The following is a 20471-nucleotide window of genomic DNA, read 5'->3' as shown; positions in this document are numbered from 1 at the left end:
CACCAATTACATTCCTTTGTTTACCAACACTAACACACTTTCTTTGAGTCAATAATTCATTTAAAAAATAGTAGCATTTGGAAAAGGGATGCCGAAAACTTTCCGGAAGATTAGATAAATAGAGTAGGTAAATATTAAAATCAAAATATATGAAAACTTCATTGTTTAAAAAAGAAATCACAAAGAAAGAAGCTGGTAAAATAACAGGTGGTGTTGATACTCCAACTAGTGGTGAAATGGCCACCATTGGAATGAGAAAAACACTTCGTTATGTAGTTCCTTGGGGTGGCGTAAGAGACGACCACTCTGCTTCTGACACTGAACCTTTTACTGATAACATATAGTTCTCTATAAAGTAACTAATAAGGAGGGTATATTTTTTACGCTCCTTATCATTTTTCTGTTTTTGATAGATTCAATAGTATATATAGCAAAGATTTGTAAATCGTGGGTAATTGAACATTTATTTCATCTCAAACTACCTAATCTAGTATATGTTTAGAATACTTTCAATTATTAAAATTTAAAAGCATAGAAAACCAAAATACTAACAATTTGGAAAAGGGATGCCGAAAACTTTCCAAAGAGATTACATCAACAGAGTAGGTAAACTTAAACGTAAAATTCATGAAAACTTCATTATTCACAAAAAAAGAAATCACAAAGAAAGAAGCTGGTAACATAATAGGAGGTGTCAGAAGTTCTAGAACTGGAGGAACCCATATTTCAACACTTGATTATGTAAATGGGGTATTAATTAATGATTATCTATCAGACGATGATACTTCTGGCAGTGTAATGTAATTTTCTACAAGCAACTAATAAGGAGGTGCATTTTTTTACTCTCCTTATGTTTTTCTGTTATGATTAATTCAATGATGCTAGCAAATGAAATTGCATATCATTAAAAAAAACAGTAATTATCCCTCGAATCAAATAATATTCGATGCTATATCAAAAATAATTATGGTTAGAGGTTTTAGAAACTTCATTTAAATTCTTAAAATATGATATTAATAATTAGTAAGTCTGAAATGGAAGACACAACCAATCAAGTTATGGATTGGCTTGATACATTTAACGGAGATTATTATAGACTCAATGGTGAAGATTTCATGAATAAGGCAGATATTATCAATGGGCAGATACAGTTTGAAAGTTTCAACTCCGAAGCTATAACCGTTATTTGGAATCGTAGATGGTCTTCCCGAGGACTAATTAATTTTGAAAATGAAGAATATTATGATGCTCTGGGAGCCAAAAATTCAAGCACACTATTAAGATCACTTAGACAAGAAAATGGAATTTTGAGGTCATTCTTACATTCAAAACTAAATAGTAAAGTTTGGACTACTCGTCCAGAAAAAACATCGGCAAACAAAATAAAGAATTTAGAAATCGCAAAGTCGTGTAATTTATCGGTTCCAGAATACATTATAACCTCTAACAAGTATAAACTAAGTCAATTTGCAAAAAAGCATGAAAGAATTATATGTAAACCTATTTCTGAAACACCTTTTTTTTCGAGTTCAATTGAAAATGATATTGTGGAGACGCTAATTCTGTACACAAAAAGTTTTACTGCTAATCAAATAGAAGAGGAAATTGAAGACACTTTCTTCAAATCACTGTTTCAACAACAAATTATTAAAGAATTTGAAATTCGAGTTTTTTATTTAAACGACACCTGTTATTCCATGGCTATCTTTTCACAAAATGACAAGCAAACTCAAGTAGATTTTAGAAATTATAATGATGCAAAACCAAATAGAACAGTGCCATTTATCCTTCCAAAGGAAGTTGAAGAAAATGTAAAAAAATTCTGTAGAAAAGCTGAGTATAACATAGGTTCTTTGGATCTCATAAAATCAACCGATGGCAAGTATTACTTCTTAGAGATAAACCCTGTTGGTCAATTTGGGATGGTATCGTATCCATGCAATTATAATTTAGAAAAAAAACTTGCAAAATACTTAATAGATGAAAACAAAAAAGTTAAATAAAAAAGGAGCGCTAAAGGAATCAATTGAACACCTAGAAAATCAGTTGCCGCTGTTTTTTAAAAATCCAGAAATTAAAGAACAATCAGCAAAAATAGATGTTTCAAATTTTCTCGGTTTAGATGAATTTCCAGTTTACAATTCAAAACGTTCTGCTTGTCGACCATGCTATAAACCAATTTCAAAAATACATTTCATCAATGAATAAATCCAATTACATACGTCTTTTTGCTAATTGCATTCCTGTGAAAGGAGCAAAAAATGTAATCGTTTGCGATATACAACGTAGTACATATTTTGAAATAGATATGGTGCTTCATGATATTCTTGTAGCACATTCCAACAAAACAATTGAAGAAATAATCGAGTTCTATGGCAAAGAATATGAAGATGAAATTCTCAATCAATTAGATCAACTTCAAAAAGAAGAACTTGTGCATCTTACGACTGAGAATCATTTGTTTCCTAAATTAGATCTTACTTGGGAGACTCCTTCTGTGATTACAAATATGATTATTGAATATGGCGATTATTTTCAAGAAAAAGAAACAGAAATAGTAAATGACCTTATTAAATTAGGCGTACAATATCTCGAATTGAGATTCTATGTAGATGTAAGTAATGAAACATTACAAAACATACTTCAATCAATACAAAAAACTAAAATTGTTGGAATTTATTTAGTACTTCAAAACTTTCCATATGAAGACATTGATAAGTTTTTAATAGAAAACCAAAGAGTAATGAGCATCTTACTGTCAAATGCGACAGACGCAGAAGATGAACGTTATAAAGATTATAATAAGATATCAGTAGTTAAACATAAAATAGTAAATAATAAAAACTGTGGAATTATTTGTCAAAATTCATTTCAAGTAAATCTGGATTTGTTTACGGAAAGTCAACAATTTAACTCCTGTTTAAATAAAAAGCTGTCCATAATCGAAAATGGAGACATAAAAAATTGCCCTTCGATACCTGAAGCTTTAGGGAATATTAAAGAAACTACCCTAACCGAAATATTTGATTCTAAAGAAGAAGATGTAAACAAATATTGGAATATTACAAAAGATCAGATTGAAGTATGTAAAGACTGTGAATTTCGTTATATCTGTACCGACTGTAGAGCTTTTAGAGAAAGTGATAATATTTACTCCAAGCCTCTCAAATGCAACTATAACCCTTACAATGGTAAATGGGAAGACAACTTAAGAGGAAGTAAGTAGTGAACTTAAGTTCGCTTGCTTATAACTTGGGTTCGCTTATTTGTAAATATTTGATTATCTATTTTTAGAATTTATTGGTTTTTGTTTAAATTTTTTTTGAGTATTGTTTTGTAAAAAAATCTAAAATTATAATCAATAGTCTTTCAGTGTTTTAAGCTAAAGTAAATTAAATTTGAATAGACGAACTAAATGAAAGCGAACCTAAGTTCGCTAAAAAAATTATTCAGGACCACCACTTCCGTCTTGGATGGAAAGTTTTTTATCGCCTCCGTATATAACTTGAGGATTTTCAATTTTGAATTTTTCTAATTTCTCTAACATAATAATCGATTTAAAAATTAATAATGAATCAACATACAGAAAAAATAGAATAGCGGAAGAAAGCCCAGAAATTAATGTTTGAACAGTAGTTGTAAAGAGTAAGGAACAAAAAAGTTAACTAAAGTTCGCTTAATAGATCAAATTCCTGTTAAACCTTCTTCAACAATAAATCCTCCGATAACGAAAGCGTCTTTTCATATTTAAAAAGAAATTGACTTTGATTCAAGTAAAGTAAATATACAGTAGTATGTGGGACGAATAAAGCTACTGGTAGAAAAAGTAGTTGTAAATTAAAATCAATATGTATATTAGTAAGCGTAATTCAAAATAAGGACTTCAAATCTTGATTTACTTATAAAACCAACCAACCATGAGCGACAAACTAAAACGAGCGAAAGCTTACTGGAAAGAAAATCTGAGATACTTACTCATCTTATTATCCATCTGGTTTGTGGTCTCGTATGGCTGCGGAATTTTATTCAGTGAAGAACTCAATCAATTCAGGCTTGGCGGATTCAAACTAGGCTTTTGGTTTGCGCAACAAGGATCTATCTACGTATTTGTGATTCTCATCTTTGTATATGTGCGATTGATGAACAAATTAGACAAAAAATACGGTTTCGACGAGTAACCCTAACTAAACTTAAAAACAAACATTATGAGTGTACAAACGTGGACTTGGATCTTAGTAGGAGTTACTTTTGCATTATATTTTGGAATCGCTATTTGGGCGCGCGCAGGTTCAACAAAAGAATTTTATGTAGCTGGCGGAGGCGTTTCTCCTTTAGCAAACGGTATGGCAACTGCAGCCGATTGGATGAGTGCAGCATCGTTTATAAGTATGGCAGGACTGATCTCTTTTGCAGGATATGACGGTTCTGTATTTTTGATGGGATGGACTGGCGGATATGTATTATTAGCACTGCTCTTAGCACCGTATTTGCGGAAATTTGGAAAATTTACTGTCCCCGATTTTATTGGAGATCGCTATTATTCAAACACTGCCAGAACCGTAGCAGTTATCTGTGCCTTAATTGTATCTTTTACCTATGTAGCAGGACAAATGCGCGGTGTGGGAATTGTATTTTCACAATTCTTACAAGTAGATATAAATCTCGGAGTCATCATTGGAATGTCAGTAGTTTTAGTCTTTGCTTTTTTAGGTGGAATGAAAGGAATTACCTATACACAAGTGGCGCAATATTGTGTGCTAATCTTTGCCTTTATGGTACCAGCATTCTTTATCTCCATGCAAATGACAGGAAATATTATTCCGCAAATTGGAATGGGAGGAGAAATAGAAAGCGGAACGTATTTGCTTGATAAGCTCGATACATTACACACGGAACTCGGTTTTAATGAATATACCAGCGGAACCAAATCTACTTGGGACGTATTTGCCATTACTTTGGCGTTAATGGTAGGTACAGCAGGATTACCACATGTAATTGTACGTTTCTTTACCGTGCCAAAAGTAAAAGATGCACGTAAATCTGCTGGATTAGCATTATTATTTATTGCAATTTTATATACAACAGCACCAGCAATTGCAGTATTTTCCCGAACCAACTTAATTGAAACTGTAAGCAATAAAGAATATGAGCAAATTCCAGTATGGTTCAAAAACTGGGAAAATACAGGATTGATTGCGTGGTCAGATAAAAATGGCGATGGAAAAATTCAATATGTAGCAGGAGATGCATTGGTAGGAAAACCTAAATACATACATGCACGTGGTGCACATGGAGAACGTTTGGTGTCTAATGCAAATTCAGAAGCCAATGAATTATATGTGGATAAAGATATCATGGTTTTAGCAAATCCAGAAATTGCAAACTTGCCAAATTGGGTTATTGCACTAGTAGCTGCTGGTGGATTAGCAGCAGCATTATCTACTGCCGCAGGATTATTACTGGTAATCTCTACATCGATTTCTCATGATTTAATCAAAAAGCAATTAAAGCCGAATATTTCAGAAAAAGGAGAATTATTAGCGGCACGTATCTCAATTATAGTAGCAATCATCATTGCAGGATTGTTTGGAATATATCCACCAGGATTTGTCGCCGCCGTCGTCGCCTTGGCATTTGGTTTGGCGGCAGCATCATTTTTTCCAGCGATTATCTTAGGAATTTTTGACAAACGGATGAATAAGCAAGGCGCTGTAGCAGGAATGATTGTTGGAATTACGTTAATGCTGATCTATATGATTGTCTATAAAACGGGATTATGGATGGTCTTTGATCCATTACCAAAAAGCGAATGGTGGTTTGGAACATCGCCAGAAGGTTTTGGAACCATTGCAATGCTCGTAAATGTTGTCGTTTCCATTGTCGTTTCTAGACTTACAGCTGCGCCACCAAAAGAAGTACAAGACTTGGTAGAAAATATTAGAATTCCTTCTGGAGCAGGAGAAGCTTCCAGTCATTAATCAGATATCATAAAAGAAAGAAGAATGTTATAGAATTCATTTTAGGATTGAAAGTGGAAAAAATCTTCGTAATTTAATCCGCAATTTTAAAAACAAGAATAACTCGTCATAAAATTTATAAAATAGAACATACAATTAAAACAACAAACCTTCAAAATTACACAAACCAACCATGAGTAATTATCATATAAAACACTTAGAAGAATACTATCAAGTATATCGAAAATCAGTTCAAAATCCAGAAGTTTTTTGGGAAGAAATTGCCGAAGAACATTTTATGTGGCGTAAAAAGTGGGACAATGTACTAAGTTGGGACTTTACAAAGCCAGAAGTGAAATGGTTTGAAGGCGCAAAGTTAAATATTACAGAAAACTGTATTGATCGTCATTTACATATTCGTGGCGATAAAACAGCGATTATTTTTGAACCGAACAATCCAGAAGAAGAAGCACAACATATTTCCTATCATGAATTGCATGAAAAGGTATGTCGTTTTGCCAATGTATTAAAAGAACAAGGAATTCAAAAAGGCGATCGTGTGTGTATTTATTTACCTATGATTCCAGAATTAGCAATTTCAGTACTTGCCTGTGCTCGTATTGGAGCAATTCACTCTGTGGTATTCGCAGGATTTTCTTCTACAGCATTAGCTACTAGAATCAATGATGCTACGTGTAAAATGGTCATTACAAGTGATGGTTCCTATCGTGGAGCAAAAACTATCGATTTGAAAGGAATTGTAGATGAAGCTTTGACGGATTGCCCTTGTGTAGAGAGTGTATTGGTAGCTAAAAGAATTAACACAGACATTCATATGGAACAAGGGCGCGATCATTGGTTGCAACCTTTACTTGATGAAGCTTATATAGATTGTGTGCCTGAAATCATGAACGCAGAAGATCCATTATTTATACTCTACACTTCAGGTTCTACAGGAAAACCTAAAGGAATGGTTCACACCACAGGAGGTTATATGGTGTACACTGCATATACCTTTAAAAATGTATTCCAATATAAAGAAGAAGATGTGTATTGGTGTACAGCGGATATCGGTTGGATTACAGGGCATAGCTATATTGTATATGGACCTTTATGTAATGGAGCAACGACTGTCATGTTTGAAGGTGTGCCAAGTTATCCTGATTTTGGACGTTTTTGGGAAATTGTAGAAAAACACAAAGTCAATCAATTTTATACAGCGCCAACGGCTATCCGCGCCTTGGCAAAAGAAGGTGTAGAACATCTAGAAAAACATGATTTATCTTCAATAAAAGTATTAGGAACTGTTGGAGAGCCAATCAATGAAGAAGCTTGGCATTGGTATGACGATAATGTTGGAAAGCGAAAAGCGCCAATTGTAGATACATGGTGGCAAACTGAAACAGGAGGAATGATGATTACACCAATTCCGTATGCAACACCAACAAAACCAACCTATGCAACCTTACCATTTATAGGAATTCAACCTGCGTTGATGGACGAAAACGGTAAAGAAATCAAAGGAAATCAAGTAGATGGACGACTGTGTATTAAGTTTCCATGGCCGAGTATGGCACGAACCATTTGGGGAAATCATCAACGATACAAAGACACGTATTTCTCTGCTTATGAAAACAAATATTTTACAGGCGATGGCGCTTTGCGCGATGAAGTAGGTTACTACAGAATTACGGGTAGAGTAGATGATGTCATTATTGTTTCGGGACATAACCTAGGAACAGCTCCAATAGAAGATGCTATCAACGAACATCCAGCAGTGGCAGAATCTGCAATTGTAGGGTTTCCGCATGACGTTAAAGGAAATGCTTTATACGGCTATGTAACCTTAAAAGAAACAGGAGAAGGAAGAAATCATGATAATTTGCGTAAAGAAATCAACCAAATCATCACAGAACAAATTGGACCAATTGCTAAACTAGATAAAATACAATTTACGAGCGGTTTGCCGAAAACACGTTCAGGGAAAATCATGCGTCGTATTTTACGAAAAATTGCTGGAAAAGATACCAGTAATTTAGGTGATACAAGTACCTTATTGAATCCTGAAGTTGTACAAGACATTATGGACAACGCTTTATAAAATAACGATCTTAATAATTGAAAAATCCCGCTACCTGGCGGGATTTTTTGATACAAAAAATGTTTTTTGTATTGTTATATAGCTAAAGCACCTGCTTCTGCAACAATATGATCATTTTCAACAGAACTACCGCTTACACCAATAGCTCCAATAATTTCACCTGCTGCATTTTTAATAGGTACGCCGCCAGGAAATGTAATCAATCCATTATTAGAATGTTCAATATTGTAAAGTGAACCACCTGGTTGTGATAACTCTCCAATAACGCCTGTATTCATATCAAAATAACGTGCGGTTTTTGCTTTTTTGATAGAGATGTCTAACGATCCTAACCAAGCGCCATCCATACGTCCAAAAGCAACTAAATTTGCTCCTGCATCCACTACAGCAATATTCATCTTTGTATCTATTTCGATAGATTTTTCTTTTGCTACTGCGATAATTTTTTCTGCTTGTTTTAATGTAATATTCATAAACCTTTATTTTTTTAATTCATATTTAGACTGCAAAATAACAGACGAAAGTCCATTTTCAGATTACCAAAAAAGGTCAATGATTTATGAAAAAAGGTCAAAATTTATAATAGAGAGTTATTGAGAGATTTTGCTTGGACTAATTCCGAATTTGTTTTTAAACGCAATACTGAAATTAGAAAGGTTATTATATCCAAAATCGAAGTAAATATCAGAGGGTTTACTATCTCCTTGTATCAACATTTCTTTTGCTTTTTGAAGACGTTTGTCTTGCAACCATTTCCCTGGAGACACCTTGTATTCTTTGATAAAATGACGCTTGAAAGTTGATAAACTCATATTGCATAAAAAAGCAATTTCTTCTAGTTTGAGATTGGAATGTATTTTACGTTCAACGATATCTTTAAAAGAGGAACTTTCTTCAACAATTAAAGATTGTAAGTAAAGTGTAAACGTATTTCCATATTTATTGATAAGATAGAGTAGAAGCTCTTCAAACTTTACAGAAAGTAAGTTTTCCTTAAAAATTGCTGGCGCTTCGTGAATCGTGGCTAACGAATTTAGATACGAAGTAATATACGCGTCATTGCGAATTACAAAATACGGAACTTCATCTTTTAAAACCGCTGTGGTTTCTGTATGTTTTTCTAAAAATTCTTTGAGTATCTTTTCAGAAAAAAACAAAAGCTTACAATAATACACGGCTTCAGTATCTAACAACTCAGTCCATAACCAATTTCCTTTTTTCAGTAGTAAAGATTGTTCTTTGTTAACGGCAATAGCATTTCCTGCAAAATGAACTTGTTTCTTTCCCACTTGTAAAAAGCTAAACATATTCATACCTAAATTGACTTTACTTTTTACGACATCACTCGTCATTTTAAAATCATAGACAAACACATCAGGTTTCTGTTTGGTGTCTGTAAGATAAATTTCGGGTATATTTTCTGTTGGCATGACGATTTGGCTTGTGATGAACACTAGTGCTTACGAAGTTCTTATTTATTTTTTAGGAAGACTAATTTTTTACAGAAATAGTTCTAGATGTTACGTTCAAATTTTACTTTTCGAACGCCGTGATCAGTGTCCCATTGTTTCACTTCTTTGAAACCAAATTTCTTGTATAAGGTTGTTGCAGGATCATTAGCTACACCAGTTTCAACCATAAACACATTGGAATCAAAAGTATCGAAAACAAATTCTAGTAATTGAGAAGCAATTCCTTGTCGGAAGAATTTAGGAGCAACTACCAAACTTTTAATGTAGGTACGTTCTGTATTATGATCAATTTCAACAACTCCTGCAAGTTCATTGTTTGTAAGGTATCCAAAAAATTGAGTTTTACTATTGATAAAATCTTCTAGCTGTCTTTTTAGCGGAGGAAAATCAATAGCTTTTAATAATTTGGCTTCTACAGCATACGAAACTTGAAAAACAGAACGAATTTCTGCTGCGGTTTCATTGTTAGTCTGTTGCAGTTTTTTGATCATTTGTTGTTTAAATATTTTTCGATTTTAGGATTAAATTTACCGCTTATTGATTTTTTGATTAATAAAAATTTCAAAATTTGAATGATGATTTTTTTCAAATTTTTAGGTTTGACAAATAAATCTTCCCAGTACAACTTTTTTGGATAAATTACTTTGTCAGTAATACCATTCTCATGTTCTTCCCATGAGAATTTTTCCCATTCAATTTCTCTTAAACTTTTTAAATCTAACTTTTTCTCAAATTTTTTGATTGGTTCTTTGCCAAATTCATAACAACTAAATTGTCGAAATTTTCCTTTTGTATCTATTATTGTAATCATCAATATTTCGTCATCCATTGCTAATCTTGGAGATAGCGCTATCAATCTTATTTCATCGAATTTAAGCTTAAAACTTTTAGTTATACATGGATAAGTAATCTCTCCAATTGACCATTTATTGAATTCGATTTCTTCTCCATTTATTTTTAAACCTTTCTCCATTAATTGATATTTTTTTCTTGCTTATTGTGAACCTTCATATATGAATTGAAGTATCCTAATGATTATGATTTTACATCAAGATAACTACTTTTTATTTTAAAGTATTCCTAGGACTTTTTGGGGTTTTTATAAAGATAATTTATCGTTTCTTTTTCTCCATTTTAATTCATCATAAAATATTTTTTTAGATATAACTTTTAAGTCAAAATAAGATATTTTTTTCACATGAATCTATCAACTCACTCCAAAAACCACACTAGCCTGCAACTTCGCATTTACCAAAACCTTACGCAAAATACGTTGCACATCTATATTGTCTTTTTGTTTGATTAAGTGATGTTCAAGTTCATCGGTATGACTGATTTGTAAATCATTATCAATAAAACCATACCCAAGATACAAACCGTTTTTGACAATGATAAAGGCTTCTTCATGTATGTTTCTTCCTTTTTGTTTGATTACGATGTTTTGTGAAGACTCTTTGCAGTAATCAACGGCTTGTTGTACACGATGGTTGTAGTTCTCTACAGTTTCTTCATTTTTACAAATTCCTTGGCAGGATTGAATCATAAAGTGTGAACATTCTTGAACGTTTTCTTGTAAATGACAGTATTTTGGACACAATTCAAACTGCATACACAAACGTTCCATATAGGTTCTAGCATCGCGAATATTATAGAAAATAAGCAGAGGATCTTGAATTACTTTGGCATCGTTAATGGCTAAATGTCGAACACCACGACGATCTGCATATTCAAAAATAGCAAAGCGTTTTGGTATGCGTTTGGAAGCCACATTGTATCGCGGATAATGTTGCTTGATGGCAGCATCTTCCATGAGTAAAGCAACGAGTTCACTTCCAGATAATTCGTAATCAATATCGGCAGTTTCACGACATAAATCGAGTTCTTTTTTAGATTTGTTATAGAAGTGACTCAACACCCGTTTTTGAATGTTTTTTGCCTTTCCTACATAAATAATCTTCCCTTTTTTATTCTTGAAATAATAAATACCAGGCGATGTTGGCAAATCGTCAAAAATCTTACTGGGCAAATGTGGCGGTAAAGTAGCTTCTTTGGATTCTTTTGTTAAGAATTGTTTAAAGGTTGCTTCGGCATCTTCTTTCGTTAATAGCAATTGAAATAAAACAACTGTTGCAGCGGCATCGCCACGTGCTCTATGACGATCGGAAATATGAATGCTAAGCGATTTACACAGTTTCCCCAAACTATATGATCGCAATCCTGGAATTAATGCGCGCGATAAACGAACCGTACAGAGTTTCTTCCGACGAAAGTCAATATCTATAGCTTTAAATTCATTGCGAATAACGTTGTAGTCAAAATTGACATTATGTGCCACAAAAATGCTGTCTTTGGTAATGTTTAATACATCTTGGGCAATTTCGGCAAATGTTGGAGCGTCAGCAACCATCGCGTTGTCAATTCCTGTCAACGCTGTAATATGTGTCGGAATGAGTGCATTCGGATTTACCAAAGAAGTAAACTCATCCACAATGGTTTCTCCATCAAATTTAAAGATGGAAATCTCCGTAATTTTATTACTACGTCCCGTTGTTTCAACGTCAATGATCGTATAAATTTGGTGTTGAGACATAATTTCTACATTCGTTGAATAGCTTCCAGTTCTACTTGTAATTCGCGAAACATTGCCATAATACTACTAAGTTTCAGCTCTTTTTCATCATATTCTTGCGTATTAATGCAACAAGTAAATTCCCAAAGCTCCAATACATCTTCGTTCTGTACCGTGAAAGGTTCGTATGCTTTGTTATCACTGGTCAATAATAAACCTTGCCCTGTAAAATGTCTAGAAACGCGTTTGTACACCAAACCATCATTTTTTGTCAAAACAATATAGGTGCGTCCATCTTTGACATCATTGATATCGTCTACAAACTTTGCTACGATATACGAACCATCTTTTACTGGCAACATAGAATCACCTTTAATCGGAAAAGCACGATGCGTTCCTGTCGGTAAAAAAGGCAACTTTATTTTCTGTAATTGTTCAATATATTCAGGGTCGGCATAACCTGCTAAATAACCAGCAGAGGCTTGTGTTGGAATAATTTCGATTAATTCTTCATCATTTTCATCTACCGTGATCGGAAATAGTAAACGCTGATTTCCCACTTGCATAAACGAACTGTCTTTGGCTTGTGTTAGATCGTTTTTGACTAAAATGTCTATTGGTAGTTTAAAAAAATCAGACAAGTCAATTAAACGATCAATTGGCGGTTCAGATCTTCCTTCTTCATACGAACCAACCATAGAGCGTGACCAGCCTAAAGCTTCAGCAAAACGTTCTTGGGAAAGTCCTTTGAGCGTTCGCATATGCTTGATGTTTTTTTGAATATTTCGCATAACGTTTGGGTTTAAAATCTACGTTACTACAAATATAGGTAATCAATGCTACAAATAAAAGCACATTATTGAAACTACAGATTTATGATTTGAAGATCACTCCTTTTTAGACTTTTTTTAATGCGTCATTACAAGTGTAACGCGGTCATCTTTTTATCATATATTATGCTATAGTATGTAAGTATGAGTTTGGCAAGTTTCTTTGAAACTCTCGCAAAGACATTTTTTATTGTAGTTTTTATAGGAATATCAAAAGATCATTCTTCCTGCAATAACTCAAGAAAACTTAGTAAATACAGGGTGCGTTCACGAAATTGTTGCTTTTCATGTGTTGCAACTGCCACCATTGTCACTGTGCCACCTTCGTATAGTTTGTGATAAAACGCTTTGTAATATGCTAAGTCTTCTTTTTGAAACTTGACCCAGTGGGTTTGTGAGTCGAATAGTAAATTTACTGCCGTGTTTTTTGAGTTTGCTTTTAATTGTAGCAACACTTCGTTCATTAGTTTTTCCCAAGCAGCTAAGGCTTCTTTTTCGCACTCTACACTACCTTTTGTTGTTGGTGTGGTGTTTTCAACACATTTTCGATTTTCTTGATCGATGATTGCAGCGGTTTGTTGACCAAAGCAGAAATTGGTCAGTAGCATTGCAAAAAAGAGAACGATTTTTTTCATATCTATAAGATAGTGATTTTTAATAAAACAATTGGTTGATTATAGCATGTGTCAATTTGAAAATTAACAAGGCAATCATTAATTTAGTATATTTTCCAATTGATATGTTAACAGATCAATCAACGACGTTTCTTCTTATTTCTACGATTGTAATTTTTATCGCCTCTTGTTTTTGGTTTTTTGTATTTTTTTGCGATTTCTCTTCGATACGAACCACCTTGGTTAGTTTTCTTGTTTTTATCTTTCTTTTCGTGAAAGCCTGCAGCTAAACCTTCTGTTTTGGAAGGATTGTTATGTTCGCGAATGCGCGTTTGTTCTTCTGGTGCTAATTCCGATGAAATGACAACTTCTTCAGGAAATTCAAGTTTTGGAATTTCATACTGCATTAAACTTTCGATAGCTTCTTTGAATTCTTTTTCTTTTTCCGTGTAGAATAAAATAGCGTTTCCTTTGGCTTGTGCTCTACCAGCTCTACCAATGCGATGCATATAGTTTTCTGGATAGTTTGGCGTATTAAAATTGAATACGTGTGTAATCATATCCAAATCCAAACCACGCGCCATGACATCGGTTGCCACTAAAATTCTGTTTTCTCCAGCATTAAAGTTTTCAATAGAACGAATTCTGTAATTCTGAGTTTTATTAGAGTGAATTACTGCGACGTCTTCTCCAAAATCGCGTTGTAATGATTCAAACAATCTGTCTGCCAAACGTTTGTTGGTAATAAAGATTAAAACTTTACTGTAGGTTTCTGCATCTTTTAATAAGTGTGTTAGCAGATTGACTTTCGTATAAAAGTTTTGAACGGCATAACAAGTTTGCGAAATATTGTCTAGTGGCGTTCCGCTTACCGCAATAGAAATGGTATGTGGCGAAACAAAGAAATCATCAATCAAAACTTTTACATCATCCGTCATGGTTGCCGAAAACATAATGTTTTGACGTTGTTCGGGAAGTAATTCAAAGATATTGGTAATTTGATAACGAAATCCTAAATCCAACATTACATCTACCTCATCAATGACTAACTTTTTGATCGCCTTTAGTTGTAATGCTCTGCTCAATACCAAATCGTACAAACGACCAGGTGTAGCTACAATGATATCAGCGCCTTGTTTTAAGTTTTGCGCCTGTGTATTCATATTTACACCACCATACACGCCCACAATTCGCACATTGATATATTTGGCAAATAACTCAATTTGTTCTACCACCTGAATCACCAATTCGCGTGTTGGTACCAAGACTAAAGTTCGTGGATTGACTTGCTTTGAGAATTTCAAATCGCGCAACAGCGGCAACATGTAGGCAAATGTTTTTCCTGTTCCTGTTTGTGCAATTCCCACTACATCTTTTCCAGAACGAATCACAGAAAATGATTGCTCTTGAATGGGCGTTGGCGTTGTAAAGCCTAAATCTTCAATTGCATAATGCAACTGTTTCGATAAGTCAAAATCCTGAAACGTAGACATAACCGTGTAAATTTTGCGCAAATGTAGTGTATTTCATTTCGTTAACACTAATAATATCAATGTTATGTGCCTTACACTGTATAAAAGTTCCGTTTTACGCTTATTCATTTATTGCTGTCTTTGCAGTTTTTTCTTTGTGTGGGCGCTGATTTTTTTGCTATCTTTTCAAAATTAAGTAATGAAATTACAAATAGAAATACACATTAACATTAATTTAAACACATGGGACTTAAACAAGCATTAAAAAAATTGAATGATGCCATTGAAGATGTATCATCATTACACGTACAAACCTTTACGGGCGATTTGACATTGAGTATTAATAACGATCAAGGATATAAAGATATACGAACTGAAATTGAGAAAGAAAAGAATAAAAAAGATGGTTCTATTATTTTAGTTGCTGAAACTTTAGCACAGTTTGATGGCGACTCGTATAACTTCGTAAAGAAAGATTTAGATGATATTCCTGAGATTACTTTAGAAGTACATAAAAATGCTGTAAAAGCAGGAATTGAAACACGTATTGGCTTATTAGGATTATTTAAAAGCACATTTAACTAATGGCTAAATGAGCGGATTTCCAGCATATACATTGCCCAAAGTTTCTGGTTCAGAAGTGCATCAGTTAGGGCAATTTGAAGACATTCTTGAAGGTGTGAAAAAGCAAGGTTTTGTCAATTCTGTTCCAGAAAACAAAACAGAAGCATTTGATGTGCAAAATCAAAAAATACGCTTGCAAACCATAGCTTCAAGATTGTATCTTTTGGGATATCTAAGAAGAAGAATAAAACCGCGACGTATTCATAAAAAAATTGATGATATACAAGAAGCGGTTTTAAAATTTCAACGTGATGCTGGCTTAACTCAAGATAGTTGGGTAGGCGATGAAACTTGGTATGCGCTAGATGAATTGGTGAGTTTTGAATCTGAACTCAGTACCACAAAATGGTTTGAAAATGGACAAGTAAAACCGTCTGTTAAAAGCGCAGTGCATCGCGCTATTCAATTACGACTTTGGTGTTTGGGTTTGTACTCAAGAAAACCACGTCCAAAATCAGATCCTTTATCTAGAAAAGCACTACAGAAATTCAATCGTATTCTACATATATTTTTGATACGAAAGAAACGTTTTGTGGCAGACTTTAACTATGAAACACTTCAATTACTTTTTGATCAAGAAGCGTTAACCTATGCCATAGCCAAACGCTCAAAACCTACTAGCGGATCTTTCTTTTTACGATTATCAACCGATAAAACGCAGAGAGAAATTGATAGAGCTTTGTCCAAAACATTTATGGTGAATTGTGTCAAGATTGAATTGTGGCTTTTAGGGTATGAAGTGTCCATTGATGGGCGCGATAATTTTAAATATAATGAAGGCGGCGAATTATGGGAAGCAATTTCGTTGTATTACAGACAGTTTGAAGGGAAAAGTATTACGGTTGCGGATAAGCTAGCACTAAAAATTACACAACAACTTTTTTTAGGAATCGGGAAAGCACTTCGAGATGATGAAAATGATACTGCTTTTAATGCGGATGATGCAAGTGAAGAAATTGCCAAAGAAATAATTGTTCCTGAAAATGTTCAAAAGACGACAAGCAATATCAGGCAAGCATGGGAGTTTGTCAAAGAGAAAGGCATGCGCTTATGGGACGGATTGAAACGTGTATGGCGCTGGATTAAAAAGATTGGAAGAAAAGTAGTTTCGTTCATTAAAAACAATCTGTTTAAAGGTTTTTATCGCTTTGTGTCTAAAGCATTTAAAATTGTTGGTAAAGGTATTGTGGAAGTTGTAAAATCAATTGATGTATATCTTCGAGGCGGGATGGTAAGTAATGGAATGTTTTTTAAATTTTCGAAAGATATGGACACTTCCATTTATGTATCTAAATCGATTAGCCCTGAAGATGCAGCTGCTGGCGCATTGAAATTACAAAAACAATCAAAGGCATTTAGTATTGGTTGTAAAATGATTGGATTTGCATTTTATATTTTTAAAAACCTTTCCCTCGGTTTATTGGGTTGGGCAAAAATTCTCTATTCCTTATTGAAAAGTTATAAAGATTTACGTGTTTTATATCAAGATTTAAAATTTATTACGCAGTAAGTTCCACATACGAAGACGTTCCGCCAGACTGATCTCCGTTCAACCAGTTCCAGTCAAAGTTTAAAAGTAATTTCCCATCATCAGACAATGAAATTACACCTTTAGAAGCTCCAGCTTTTAACTCACCATTTTTAGTAATGGATTGAAATAAAAGTTCAATACGATTTTCGGCAACCTGTTTTCCTACTACAAAACCTTCTCGAATTTCTCCACCTTTGTACGTTCCAGTAATCGTTGTCCCTTCTTGGAAATACTGAAAAATGGTTTTGTTTGAGGAAAGTCCGTGTTTGTTTTCAGTTGTGATGAATTTTTTATTGTGTAGTGTCAAAAGTCACGCTGTTAGTTTTGTTCAAAAATATACATAAAAACTTAAAATAATAGCTGTATATGAAAATGTAGTCATTAGGGTACCTGGCATGAATTTTACAAATCCTCCTAAATCTAAAAATATAAAATAGCTTAAATCAGCCAACCCGCCCACAAGTGCTGCTAAGAATATGTTACTTTTATTGCCTTTCAAAATGTCAAAGGCACTTATATAGGAGACAATTCCTATTCAAAATAAATTAAAACCATGTTGTTCAATAGTGACATTAGTTGTATCAATATAATTCATTCATAAAGTATTTGAATCTATATTGAAAGTAATTATTTTACAGAAGTTTAGCAACCGCAGCCACCAAAAATGTTTATGTTCGTATCTACGGAACCATCTTTGGAAGCCAAATGCATGGTTCCAGTGTATTGTGGTCCGCCACCATCATCTTGTCCGTCTTTTGTTAACGAAAACTTTAAATCGTATTGATTGTTGTAATAATGTCTGAAATGATCACCTCTTTTATAATCTGGATTTTCTGGTTTTTTACTTTTTAGTGTTACGTATTTCCCGTTGATTTTAATGATAGCTTTTGCTTTAGGCGCATCTTCATAAGTTCCCATAATAAGTAAAGTATCATAATCTTTTGGATGTGTTCGGAAGGAACAGCTACAACCATCTTTAAATTCGTCAGGTAAACTATTGATACTTGTAATGACTTGCATAGGTCTTGCAAAAGCTGTTTTTTTATCTAAGGCACTTTCTTCTAAAGTTGGAGCGCTTTCTTCTGTAGTTGCTGCAGTTTCTTGCAAAGTACTTTCTTTCCATTCACCATTTACCATTTCTGGTTTAGCGTTCAGTTGCATAAAGTGTTTCTTGATGTTTTGAGAACGTGTGTATTCTTTCTTTTTCACATAATCTTTTACAGTTTCGGTAAGCTCCATTTTTGGACTTGAGTCACCCATTTCAACTGTATAACTAAATTTGCGTTCTTTTTGAAGATTTCTTTTGGCGTCCATCAGTTTAAACGTACAATAATATCCGTATTCGCCAACTTCAGTTCGTTCAATTTCTATAATTTGATTGTCTTTTAGATAGCTGTAATTTACAGTTTCAGCATCGCCTCCTTCACTTTTGGTAATGCCTAAATCGGTCCAAGAAGAAATATCAAACTTACCAAAATGTGCAAAGTCAAATTTTTTCTTGGTAATAATTCCATTTCCTTTTTGACCGTCTTTTTTCTGTACTGCGCCACCATAAACCCAGCCTTCTTTGTTGTCTTTAGTGGTTACTTTCATCCAGTAATCGTCATACGCAACACCGCGAAGAACAATAATTTCTTTGGTGTCTGATTTGGTTCCTGTAAATTCTAAAGGATCAGCTGAAGTATAGGTTCCTACTACTTTTCCTTTCGTGTTTGCTGCGTCACGCACATTGATATTTTCAACCCAAGCATAATACGTATTGTCGACTTTAGGTGTTTCTTCAGCTTTTTCGACTTCTTTGACTGTAGTTTCGGGAGTTGTTTTTGCTTTTTCTTTAGAGTCACTTCCACAAGAAAATAACAATAATACGATACAAAACATATACAGTTTTGAGGTAAAAGAATACATTTTCATTTGATTGCTAGTTGGTTAAAATTGTGTCTCAATTTAAGAAATAATAGAAGACTTTAAAAAAGTTCTTTATGTAAAAAGGTTTACTTCAAAAAAGAAAACATTCGCTACATAAAAACTTCCATTCACTCATTTTTTTTTTAAACTATACAATCAATCAATTTTGATAAGGTAAAGCTTAGTCATAAAATTCTATTCTAAAAGTAAGTTTAGTAATCTATAGTTTTACTTTTAGAAGCAATTAATAACACTGATATTGCTATAGGTACTTCAGCAAAACCTATTCCGATTGATAGCTTTATTTCTATAAATTATGCAGATTTTTTTGAGTTTTTTAGTGGTGAAACTATCGATTTTCAATTGGTTTCAGATACTGATTCAGAAGCTTTAGAATTGATATTGGTAAGTCGCCATTTTTATGGCGATTTCATCAAATTCATCTTAGTGATACGCTCACAATTTGGGATCGACTTTTTCCACATATTCTGAGTTAGAAAAATCAGAAATTATATATGGTATTGATACATTTATGGGTGAAGAAAAATCTTCAAAGTTTATCAATCTACTCAAAAGACCTTTTGACAACTTTGTGCATCATACAGTGCCAACTGCAACCGAAAATACAGTTTAAGCGGTAATAAGATAGTAACTTGTAATAATCAAAAAAAGCACTGGTAAGAAATTTGCTGACTAGCGTTTCAACTATTGCGATGTACAATTATTTTTTATATGTAATAGTTTTTCCAATCATGTTAATCGTTTTAATGCCTTCCTCAGTAGGGTTGCCGTAAGTATCTATAGAATCTTGGAAAGCTAGCAATCGAACCTTTCCATCTTTCATAGGAATTTCATAAAAATCTTGTCTAAGTCGCTCGCCCATTAAATTCACATTAATTCGTTTTCCAAATAATTCTCTTCCGCCAAGTTTAATAGATTTTTTTTCTACTTTGCAATTTTGCCTTCCGTAACGGTTTGTAATTTCAGAAACAAACGAATCTAAACTACCAGATTGAGCAATTTCAAAATACATGATTACTACATTGTTCCCATCAAACATCCAGTTTTTATATCCGATGTCTTCATCATATTCAAAACCAAAATTTGACGGATAATCAAAAGCAATAGCTCCATTATTAAAACTACGAGAATCCGCAATTTTTACAGAAACCGATGTGCCATTTTGTCTAACAGTTTCTCCTTCTGAGACTGTATGTTTTTTGCCATTGATAGTTACAATCAAACCAGCCTTTGGTTCTTTAGAAGCGTCTCTTTGTGCTTGGGCAAAAAATAAGTTTCCAGCCAAAAATAAGGAAACTAAAGTAAATAAAGATTTCATATGGTTTTAATTAAGTTAGATGTAAACCTACGATTTTCTTTTCCAATTTCAAAC

At 33.5% G+C, this 20471-nt stretch carries 22 protein-coding genes; 11 read left to right on the top strand and 11 right to left on the bottom strand.

The window, feature by feature from the left end; translation table 11 throughout:
* The first annotated feature begins 149 nt into the window (after nucleotides 1–149).
* The 8 genes from MK119_RS05635 to acs all read left to right on the top strand — a co-directional run bounded on the left by MK119_RS05635 (nucleotide 150) and on the right by acs (nucleotide 8058).
* Complete coding sequence (locus tag MK119_RS05635; RefSeq protein ID WP_290671708.1) at nucleotides 150–344, top strand: hypothetical protein; 195 nt, start codon at nucleotides 150–152, stop codon at nucleotides 342–344.
* Nucleotides 345–627: 283 nt separating this feature from the next.
* On the top strand, nucleotides 628–804 hold the full coding sequence (locus MK119_RS05630; RefSeq protein WP_290671706.1) for a hypothetical protein: 177 nt from the start codon (nucleotides 628–630) through the stop codon (nucleotides 802–804).
* 203 nt (nucleotides 805–1007) lie between these two features.
* Entirely contained in the window at nucleotides 1008–2003 is a 996-nt protein-coding gene (gwsG, locus tag MK119_RS05625) for a grasp-with-spasm system ATP-grasp peptide maturase (RefSeq protein WP_290671704.1), read from the top strand.
* A complete protein-coding gene (locus tag MK119_RS05620) occupies nucleotides 1981–2208 on the top strand; it encodes a hypothetical protein (RefSeq protein ID WP_290671702.1) in 228 nt (75 codons plus the stop codon). The genes gwsG and MK119_RS05620 overlap by 23 nt, the downstream gene beginning before the upstream one ends.
* Entirely contained in the window at nucleotides 2123–3226 is a 1104-nt protein-coding gene (gwsS, locus tag MK119_RS05615) for a grasp-with-spasm system SPASM domain peptide maturase (RefSeq protein WP_366512774.1), read from the top strand. The genes MK119_RS05620 and gwsS overlap by 86 nt, the downstream gene beginning before the upstream one ends.
* A 691-nt stretch (nucleotides 3227–3917) precedes the next feature.
* On the top strand, nucleotides 3918–4178 hold the full coding sequence (locus tag MK119_RS05610) for a DUF4212 domain-containing protein (protein ID WP_290671698.1): 261 nt from the start codon (nucleotides 3918–3920) through the stop codon (nucleotides 4176–4178).
* A 27-nt stretch (nucleotides 4179–4205) separates the two neighbouring features.
* Nucleotides 4206–5978: a sodium:solute symporter family protein gene (locus tag MK119_RS05605; protein ID WP_290671696.1), complete on the top strand. Its 1773-nt coding sequence runs from the start codon at nucleotides 4206–4208 to the stop codon at nucleotides 5976–5978.
* A gap of 172 nt (nucleotides 5979–6150) precedes the next feature.
* Nucleotides 6151–8058 (top strand): acetate--CoA ligase, encoded by a 1908-nt coding sequence (gene acs / locus MK119_RS05600; RefSeq protein ID WP_290671694.1) that lies wholly within the window; start codon nucleotides 6151–6153, stop codon nucleotides 8056–8058.
* Nucleotides 8059–8132: 74 nt separating this feature from the next.
* Here acs and MK119_RS05595 read toward each other — a convergent pair whose 3' ends face one another.
* The 8 genes from MK119_RS05595 to MK119_RS05560 all read right to left on the bottom strand — a co-directional run bounded on the left by MK119_RS05595 (nucleotide 8133) and on the right by MK119_RS05560 (nucleotide 15036).
* A complete protein-coding gene (locus tag MK119_RS05595) occupies nucleotides 8133–8531 on the bottom strand; it encodes a heme-binding protein (protein ID WP_290671692.1) in 399 nt (132 codons plus the stop codon).
* A gap of 117 nt (nucleotides 8532–8648) precedes the next feature.
* The gene (locus tag MK119_RS05590; protein ID WP_290671690.1) at nucleotides 8649–9488 is read right to left on the bottom strand and encodes a helix-turn-helix domain-containing protein; all 840 of its coding nucleotides are present in this window, start codon (nucleotides 9486–9488) and stop codon (nucleotides 8649–8651) included.
* 83 nt (nucleotides 9489–9571) lie between these two features.
* Nucleotides 9572–10021, bottom strand: coding sequence for a GNAT family N-acetyltransferase (locus tag MK119_RS05585; RefSeq protein ID WP_290671688.1), 450 nt, complete (start codon nucleotides 10019–10021; stop codon nucleotides 9572–9574).
* Nucleotides 10018–10503: a hypothetical protein gene (locus tag MK119_RS05580; RefSeq protein ID WP_290671686.1), complete on the bottom strand. Its 486-nt coding sequence runs from the start codon at nucleotides 10501–10503 to the stop codon at nucleotides 10018–10020. The genes MK119_RS05585 and MK119_RS05580 overlap by 4 nt, the downstream gene beginning before the upstream one ends.
* A 234-nt stretch (nucleotides 10504–10737) precedes the next feature.
* Nucleotides 10738–12120 (bottom strand): exonuclease domain-containing protein, encoded by a 1383-nt coding sequence (locus tag MK119_RS05575; RefSeq protein WP_290671684.1) that lies wholly within the window; start codon nucleotides 12118–12120, stop codon nucleotides 10738–10740.
* Between the two features lie 5 nt (nucleotides 12121–12125).
* A complete protein-coding gene (locus MK119_RS05570; protein WP_290671682.1) occupies nucleotides 12126–12890 on the bottom strand; it encodes a LexA family transcriptional regulator in 765 nt (254 codons plus the stop codon).
* A 257-nt stretch (nucleotides 12891–13147) separates the two neighbouring features.
* Nucleotides 13148–13564, bottom strand: coding sequence for a lysozyme inhibitor LprI family protein (locus MK119_RS05565; protein ID WP_290671680.1), 417 nt, complete (start codon nucleotides 13562–13564; stop codon nucleotides 13148–13150).
* A 119-nt stretch (nucleotides 13565–13683) separates the two neighbouring features.
* Nucleotides 13684–15036 carry a DEAD/DEAH box helicase gene (locus MK119_RS05560; RefSeq protein ID WP_290671678.1) on the bottom strand — a complete coding sequence of 451 codons (1353 nt, stop codon included), beginning with the start codon at nucleotides 15034–15036 and terminating at the stop codon, nucleotides 13684–13686.
* Nucleotides 15037–15258: 222 nt separating this feature from the next.
* On the opposite strand from MK119_RS05560, the gene MK119_RS05555 reads away from it, so the two are divergent.
* On the top strand, nucleotides 15259–15600 hold the full coding sequence (locus tag MK119_RS05555; RefSeq protein WP_290671676.1) for a hypothetical protein: 342 nt from the start codon (nucleotides 15259–15261) through the stop codon (nucleotides 15598–15600).
* A gap of 7 nt (nucleotides 15601–15607) precedes the next feature.
* Nucleotides 15608–17149: a peptidoglycan-binding domain-containing protein gene (locus MK119_RS05550; RefSeq protein ID WP_290671674.1), complete on the top strand. Its 1542-nt coding sequence runs from the start codon at nucleotides 15608–15610 to the stop codon at nucleotides 17147–17149.
* Here the strand turns inward: MK119_RS05550 and MK119_RS05545 are convergent.
* Together MK119_RS05545 and MK119_RS05540 are read right to left on the bottom strand one after the other, a co-directional pair.
* Nucleotides 17139–17477 carry a hypothetical protein gene (locus tag MK119_RS05545; RefSeq protein ID WP_290671672.1) on the bottom strand — a complete coding sequence of 113 codons (339 nt, stop codon included), beginning with the start codon at nucleotides 17475–17477 and terminating at the stop codon, nucleotides 17139–17141. The genes MK119_RS05550 and MK119_RS05545 overlap by 11 nt on opposite strands.
* Nucleotides 17478–17812: 335 nt before the next feature.
* Nucleotides 17813–19051: an SH3 domain-containing protein gene (locus tag MK119_RS05540; protein WP_290671670.1), complete on the bottom strand. Its 1239-nt coding sequence runs from the start codon at nucleotides 19049–19051 to the stop codon at nucleotides 17813–17815.
* Between the two features lie 490 nt (nucleotides 19052–19541).
* Here MK119_RS05540 and MK119_RS05535 point away from each other — a divergent pair, with 490 nt between their 5' ends.
* Entirely contained in the window at nucleotides 19542–19712 is a 171-nt protein-coding gene (locus MK119_RS05535; protein ID WP_290671667.1) for a hypothetical protein, read from the top strand.
* A gap of 87 nt (nucleotides 19713–19799) precedes the next feature.
* On the opposite strand, the gene MK119_RS05530 is transcribed toward MK119_RS05535, so the two are convergent.
* A complete protein-coding gene (locus tag MK119_RS05530) occupies nucleotides 19800–20417 on the bottom strand; it encodes a hypothetical protein (RefSeq protein ID WP_290671665.1) in 618 nt (205 codons plus the stop codon).
* Between the last annotated feature and the right edge of the window lie 54 nt (nucleotides 20418–20471).

This window comes from Kordia sp., from assembly GCF_022447245.1.
In the GTDB taxonomy this organism is placed as follows: Bacteria; Bacteroidota; Bacteroidia; order Flavobacteriales; family Flavobacteriaceae; genus Kordia.
The sequence above is the reverse complement of the archived record's forward strand: the minus strand, read 5'-3'. Positions and strand labels throughout refer to the sequence as shown.